The sequence below is a fragment of the Bradyrhizobium canariense genome (assembly GCF_019402665.1).
Taxonomy (GTDB): Bacteria; Pseudomonadota; Alphaproteobacteria; order Rhizobiales; family Xanthobacteraceae; genus Bradyrhizobium; species Bradyrhizobium canariense.
Genome location: NZ_VSST01000138.1, coordinates 1 through 4,789 on the forward strand (window position 1 = coordinate 1; position 4,789 = coordinate 4,789).

Annotated in this window: 4 protein-coding genes; all 4 read left to right on the forward strand. The window is 64.9% G+C overall.

Annotation, left to right across the window (positions count from 1 at the left end; translation table 11 throughout):
* The first annotated feature begins 197 nt into the window (after nt 1-197).
* Complete coding sequence (locus tag FXB41_RS40260; RefSeq protein ID WP_219685706.1) at nt 198-1,703, forward strand: M81 family metallopeptidase; 1,506 nt, start codon at nt 198-200, stop codon at nt 1,701-1,703.
* A 13-nt stretch (nt 1,704-1,716) separates the two neighbouring features.
* A complete protein-coding gene (locus FXB41_RS40265; RefSeq protein WP_007602524.1) occupies nt 1,717-2,889 on the forward strand; it encodes a M20 aminoacylase family protein in 1,173 nt (390 codons plus the stop codon).
* Nucleotides 2,882-4,303: an amidase gene (locus FXB41_RS40270; RefSeq protein ID WP_219685707.1), complete on the forward strand. Its 1,422-nt coding sequence runs from the start codon at nt 2,882-2,884 to the stop codon at nt 4,301-4,303. Before FXB41_RS40265 ends, FXB41_RS40270 begins: the two co-directional genes overlap by 8 nt.
* Before the next feature lie 98 nt (nt 4,304-4,401).
* On the forward strand, nt 4,402-4,789 hold a 388-nt coding region (locus tag FXB41_RS40275), incomplete at its 3' end, for an enoyl-CoA hydratase-related protein (protein ID WP_219685708.1).

Genomic DNA, 4,789 nt, shown 5'->3' on the forward strand with positions numbered 1-4,789 from the left:
CCGATTTAGGGGAGGCTCAATCCAGACTGTCCCCGCGGAGGGATTCTGGATTGCTTCGCTTCGCTCGCAATGACGGCGGTTGCGACAAGCATTCCCAAAACGGCCTGACGCCATGCATGGCGCGATTGCTTCCCGGCTTGCTCTCGCCGCAAGCACAGGGCTAACGTCGCGCACTTTCAATTGCTGGACTTGAGTTGATGACACGTATCGCCGTCGGCGGCTTCCTGCACGAGACCAACACCTTCGCTCCGACGAAGGCGACCTTCGCGGACTTCCAGCACGGCGGCGGCTGGCCGGCAATGACGCAAGGTCCCGACGTGCTGAAGGTGATGCGCCGAATCAATGTCGGCCTCGCCGGTTTCGTCGACAGCGCCGAGGCCCACGGCTGGGAACTCGTTCCGACGATTGCCTGCGGCGCGAGCCCCTCGGCGCATGTCACCAGGGACGCCTTCGAGCGCATCGTGAAGGTCATGGTCGACGGAATTGCAGCCGCCGGCCCGATCGACGCCGTCTATCTCGATCTGCACGGCGCGATGGTCACGGAACATCTCGACGACGGCGAAGGCGAGATCCTGGCGCGCGTGCGCCGCGTCATCGGCAAGGACATTCCGCTGGTCACCAGCCTGGATCTCCACGCCAGCGTCACCCCCGAGATGATGGAGCATGCGGACGCGCTGATCGCCTACCGCACCTATCCCCATGTCGACATGGCCGAGACCGGCCGCGCCTGCGCGCAACATCTCGCATTGCTGCTGAAGACAAAGCAGCGTTTCGCAAAAGCCTTCCGGCAATTGCCGTTCCTGATCCCGATCAGCTGGCAGTGCACCAACGACCAGCCCACCAAGGGCATCTACGAAAAGCTTGCCGCGCTGGAGAGCGATGCGGTTCCGACATTGTCCTTCGCACCCGGCTTCCCCGCCGCCGATTTCCGCGATTGCGGGCCGAGCGTGTTCGCCTTTGGCAAGACGCAAGCCGATGCCGATCGCGCGGCGGATGCGATCGTGAAGCTGATCGAAAGCCACGAGGACGATTTCGACGGCAAGATCTGGTCACCCGATGACGGCGTGCGCCACGCGATGGAACTCTCGAAGGGCGCGAGCAAGCCGATCATCATCGCCGACACCCAGGACAATCCCGGCGCCGGCGGCGATTCCGACACCACCGGAATGCTACGAGCGCTGGTCCGCAACAAGGCCAGCGCCGCGACCGGTGCGATCTACGATCCGGAATCGGCCAAGGCCGCGCATGCAGCCGGCGTCGGCGCCACCGTGACGCTGTCGCTCGGCGGCAAGTCCGGCATTCCCGGCGATGAGCCCTATCGTGAGACCTTCGTCGTTGAAAAGCTCTCCGATGGCCGCTTCATCGCGCCCGGGCCCTACTATGGCGGCCGCGAGATGGAGATGGGCGCGTCCGCCTGCCTTCGCATCGGCGACGTCCGAATCGTCGTCTCCTCGCACAAGGCGCAGCTCGCCGATCAGGCCATGTACCGCTATGTCGGCATCGAGCCGACCGAAGAGAAGATTTTGGTCAACAAGAGCTCGGTGCACTTCCGCGCGGATTTCGAGCCGATCGCGGAAAAGCTGATGATCTGCGCTGCCCCCGGCGCGATGCCGGCCGACACAGCCACGCTGCCATGGACACGCCTGCGGCCGGGCATCCGCATCAAGCCGAACGGCCCGGTTTTCACTCCCTCCTCACGCTAACTGGACAGAACACATGCCCACGATTGACCGCATCGACGGCTATGCCGACGAACTCACCGCTATCAGGCGCGACCTCCACGCCCATCCGGAAATCGGCTTCGAGGAAGTGCGCACCTCCGGCATCGTCGCCGACAAGCTGAAGAGCTGGGGCATCGAGGTGCATCGCGGTCTCGGCGGCACCGGCGTGATCGGAATCATCAAGGGCAAGGGGTCGAGCGGCAAGCGCATCGGGCTTCGCGCCGACATGGACGCGCTGCCAATGGAGGAGAACACCAATCTGAAATGGAGTTCGAAAATCCCGGGCCGCTTCCACGGCTGTGGCCATGACGGCCACACCACCATGCTGCTCGGCACCGCGCGCTACCTCGCCGAGACCAAGAACTTCGACGGTACCGTACACCTGATCTTCCAGCCGGCCGAGGAAGGCCTCGGCGGCGCCCGCGCGATGATCAAGGACGGGCTGTTCGAGAAGTTTCCCTGCGACGAGCTCTACGGCCTGCACAATGCGCCGGACCTCAACCACGGCGAGATCGCGATCCTTCCCGGCCCTGCGATGGCCAGCGCCGACTTCTTCGACCTCCGCATCACCGGCTACGGCGCGCACGGCGCGATGCCCGAACGCTCCAAGGACGCTGTGATCATCGCGACCACGCTGGCGCAGGCGATCCAGACCATCGTCAGCCGCAACGTCGAGCCGCTGCAGGCCGCAGTCGTCTCGATCACGCAGATCCACGCCGGCTCGGCGTACAACGTCATCCCCGGCGAAGCGCATCTTTGCGGCACCATCCGCACTTTCTCGAAAGAAGTCCGCACCCTGATCAGCGAACGCATTCGCACGATCTGCGCCGGCATCGCGAGCGCCTATCAGTGCGTGATCGACGTCGACATCCGCGACACCTTCGATGTGCTGGTCAACCAGGTCGAGCAGTCCAAGGTGGTCGAAGACGTCGCGCGCACCATCGTCGACCCCGCCAACGTGATCACCCGCGCCCAGCCGAAGATGGGCAGCGAGGATTTTGCCGACATGCTGCAAACCATTCCCGGCGCCTATTTCTGGGTCGGCCACGACGGCTCGGTGCCCGTGCACAATCCCGGCTTCGTGCTCGACGACAAGATCCTGCCGATCGGTGCCAGCATGTTCGCCCGGATCATCGAGACCCGGATGCCGGTGGGTGCCCATGCATAAAAAGAGCGTCGAAGAGGACGTCACCTCGCTGCACGATCTCTCCGCGGTCGATCTAATCGCGGGCTATCGCGCCAAGCAGTTCTCGCCGAGCGAGGTGCTGGAAGACGTGCTCGCGCACGTCGCAGCTTGGGAGCCGCACCTCAAGGCGCTCTATGCATTCGATCCCGACGGCGCGCGCGAGGCCGCGAAGGCCTCGACCGCACGCTGGACCGGGGGCGAGCCGTCCGGAGCGCTCGACGGCGTGCCGGTGACGGTGAAGGACAACATCGCGACCAAAGGCGTGCCGGTGCCGCTGGGCGCGGCCAGCGTCAAGCTGGTGCCGGCCGAGAAGGACGCACCACCCGCCGCGCGGCTGCGCGAGGCCGGTGCGATCATCTTCGCCAAGACCACCATGCCCGATTACGGCATGCTGTCCTCGGGGCTGTCCTCTTTCCATGCGCTCGCGCGTAATCCCTGGGACCTCTCCAAAAATCCCGGCGGCTCCAGCGCCGGCGCGGGCGCCGCGGCCGCGGCCGGCTATGGCCCGCTGCATCTCGGGACTGATATCGGCGGCTCGGTCCGCCTGCCCGCGGGCTGGTGCGGCCTCGTCGGATTGAAGCCGAGCTTTGGACGCGTGCCGATCGATCCCGCCTATGTCGGCCGCGTCGCCGGTCCTATGACCCGCACCGTCGACGATTGCGCGCTGATGATGAGCGCGATCGCAAAACCCGACCGGCGCGACGGCACGAGCCTGCCCGCGGAGCCCCTCAACTGGAAGGGGCTGGAGAAATCCCCGCGCAAACTCCGCATCGGACTGATGCTCGATCCCGGCGTTGGCCTGGCGCTGGAGAAACCGGTGCGCGAGGTCGCTGTGAAGGCGGCGAAAGCGTTCGAATCCGCAGCCGCCGTCGTCACCGAAGTCGACGGCATCCTCACGCGCGAGATGCTCGACGGCCTCGACAATTTCTGGCGCGCGCGGATGTGGGATGATCTGTCGAAGCTGACGCCCGCCGAACAGGCAAAGGTGCTGCCCTACATTTTCAAGTGGGGCGAGTCCGGCGCGAAGCTCTCGGGTGTCGACGTTATCCGTGGCTTCAACCAGACTATGGCAATCCGCGCCGCGGCATCGAAGCTGTTCTGCGAACTCGACTATGTGATCTCGCCGACCGCGCCGAACGTGAACTATCCGGCGGAGTGGGCCTCGCCGACCAACGATCCCATGAAGCCTTTCGAGCATATCGCCTATACCGTTCCGTGGAATATGTCGGAAAATCCGGCGATCTCCATCAACGGCGGCTTCGACGCCAAGGGTTTTCCCATCGGCGTGCAGATCGTCGGCCGCCGCTTCGACGATATCGGCGTGCTCGGCATGGCCAAGGCGTTCGAGAGCCTGCGCGGCCCGCAGAAGCCCTGGCCCAGCCCGCCGGCGAAGTAGAGCTTGGCCACCACACGCCCAGTCCGCGCAAAACGGACGCTGGCAGCCATGCATGACGTCTCTTCGAGACAGAATTCAGGACAGGGAAGGAAACCACCATGGCGTATGAGACGATTAAATACGAAATCGCCGAGCAGATCCTCACCATCACGCTGAACCGGCCCGACAAGCTCAACGCCTTCAACGCGCAGATGCAAGGAGAGCTGATCGACGCGTTCGACGCCGCCGACAAGGACGACGACGTCCGCGCCATCATCGTCACAGGCGCCGGCCGCGGTTTTTGCGCGGGCGCAGACCTTTCGTCTGGTGCCGACACCTTTGATCGCGACGCACGGCGCGGGCCGGTGAAGCGCTTCGCCGACGGAAAGGTCGACTACAGTGATTCCCAGGTGCGCGACGGCGGTGGCCAGGTGACGCTGCGCATCTTCAAGTGCCTGAAGCCGGTGATTGCCGCGGTGAACGGACCCGCGGTCGGCATCGGCGTCA

Coding starts and splice junctions, on each gene's coding strand:
- FXB41_RS40260 (WP_219685706.1), top strand. CDS start 198: ATGACACGTATCGCCGTCGGCGGCTTCCTGCACGAGACCAACACCTTC.
- FXB41_RS40265 (WP_007602524.1), top strand. CDS start 1,717: ATGCCCACGATTGACCGCATCGACGGCTATGCCGACGAACTCACCGCT.
- FXB41_RS40270 (WP_219685707.1), top strand. CDS start 2,882: ATGCATAAAAAGAGCGTCGAAGAGGACGTCACCTCGCTGCACGATCTC.